Raw genomic sequence first — 1,991 nt, 5'->3', positions numbered from 1 at the left:
CCACGGTGCCGCCCGCGGCCCAGTACAGCCACAGCGCACCGATCGCGGTGGCCGTGACGGCAGGCCACACGGCCCACCGCCCGAGGCCGCTCCGGTCTCCGCCCCCGCCCCCGTCCCCGACCCGCCCCGCGAACGTCTCCGGCCAGCGCCGTCGCAGATACGCGGGCAGGGCGAGGGCCAGCCCGACGCCCATCCCCACGAACCCGATCTGCACCAGCACCGCCTCCCACCACGGCATCGACGGATCGTCACCGCTGCCTCCGCCGCCGGAAGCACCTTCACCGCCCGCCGTACCGAGCAGTGAGTCCAGTACGCCGTACGGCACGAGCGGCACGAGGAAGCCCGTCCCCACCCACGCGACGAAGACCAGCGGTTTCGCCGGGATCCGCAGGCCCCACGGCCGTACGAGCGCGAGCGCCACCGCGATGCCGATCGCGGCCATCCCGATGGTGACGGTGTTCAGCGCCACCCACCCCGCGAGCCCGAACCCGGCTCCGACCGGCGCGATCCCGGCGAGTGCGCCGATCACCCACGACACCTTGATCAGCAGATACGGCGTCAACGCCAGCGCGGCCCCGTACGCGCCGACGCGCCCCAACCGTTCCCCTGTCCCCACCTGAACTCCCCTCTCGCCCAACGGAGTTCAAGCCTCGGCCGCACCGGCCCGACGGGCATCAGCCCCCGGACGTATCCCCCTCGCCCGCGCGGGGGAGCCCGGAGCCGGGGGTGAGGGAACCTACGGGGTCGACCCCGCACAGATCCCGGGTGGCGTCCCACAGCCGGGACGCGACGTCGGTGTCGGTGAGATGGCTCCACACCGGTTCCGGGTGGGGTGCGCCCCGCAGCGCGAAGCGGCGCGGTCCCCAGAGCTGCCCGCCGCGGACCTCCGGGTCGAGCACGGCACGGACCGCGGGCCACGCGCCGGCGTGCTTGCCCTGGAGGAGGAGGGCCGCGGGCCACGTGTACAGCCGCGCCGCGGTGGCGCGCACGTGCATCGGCGGACGTGACGGGGTGAGCGAGTCCAGCGCGCCGCCGGGGTGGACGACGACGCTTCGTGTCGTGCTGCCCAGCGCGCGCAGCCGGCGGTCGAGTTCGAGTCCGAAGTGCATCTGCGCCAGCTTGGAACGGCCGTAGGTCCGTTTGGGCCGGTAGTCGTGCCGGGACTGGAGGTCGTCCAGGTCCAGCCGTTCGGACTTCGCCGCGAAGCTGCCGACGGTGACGACGCGGGCCGCCGGCGCGGCGGACAGCAGCGGCATCAGGCGGGCGGTCAGCGCGAAGTGGCCGAGGTGGTTGGTGCCGAACATGAGCTCATGGCCGTCCGCGGTCTCGCGGCGCGGCGGGTGGTCGAGGGCGACGCCTGCGTTGTGGACCACGGCGTCGAGCCGGGGCACCCGCAGCGACGCCACGGCCGCGTCGAGGGACGAGAGGTCGGCGAGGTCCAGCCGCACGGCCCGCACCCGCGCGCCGGGCACCCGTACGCGGATCGAATCCGTGGCGGCCTCCGCCTTCGCCGGGTCCCGGCAGCCCAGGACGACCGTGGCGCCGCTCGCGGACAGCTGCTCCGCGACGAAGTACCCGATGCCCGCGTTGCCCCCGGTCACCAGGAAGACCCGGCCCTCGGCCCGCGGCGGCCGCAGGACGTCCCAGGAAGCCGCCGAAGCCGCCGAAGCCGTGGCAGCCGTGGACGTGGGCGATGTGGATGTGGGTGGTGTGGGTGACGTGGACGTGGGTGACGTAGACGACATGACGCTGGCCCCTCGCTCGTGACGGACGCCCCGCTCCTGACGTTCGTACGCACGCACGCACGCACGCCGCACGCCGCATGCCGCATGCCGCACGCACGTACCCACGCACCACGCCCTCACGAGGTCGGACCTTCACCCTTCCAACGCCCGCCGACATCTCACCTACGGACCACCGACAGCCCCGCCCGAAGCGCCTGGCACCTCCTGCGCGCCCGCTCCACCCGGCACTCGATCCGGCACCCCCAC

The 1,991-nt window shown here is 74.2% G+C and carries 1 protein-coding gene and 1 pseudogene; both read right to left on the bottom strand.

The features are described from left to right. Positions 1–616, bottom strand: a pseudogene (locus AOK22_RS37760) (hypothetical protein); the annotation flags it as partial. A 58-nt stretch (positions 617–674) separates the two neighbouring features. Continuing rightward, positions 675–1,601, bottom strand: coding sequence for an SDR family NAD(P)-dependent oxidoreductase (locus tag AOK22_RS37755; protein WP_425264117.1), 927 nt, complete (start codon positions 1,599–1,601; stop codon positions 675–677). Positions 1,602–1,991 lie beyond the last annotated feature (390 nt).

Source organism: Streptomyces silaceus (assembly GCF_001419745.1).
GTDB lineage: Bacteria > Actinomycetota > Actinomycetes > Streptomycetales > Streptomycetaceae > Streptomyces > Streptomyces silaceus.
This window is presented reverse-complemented; position numbering and strand designations above follow the sequence as displayed.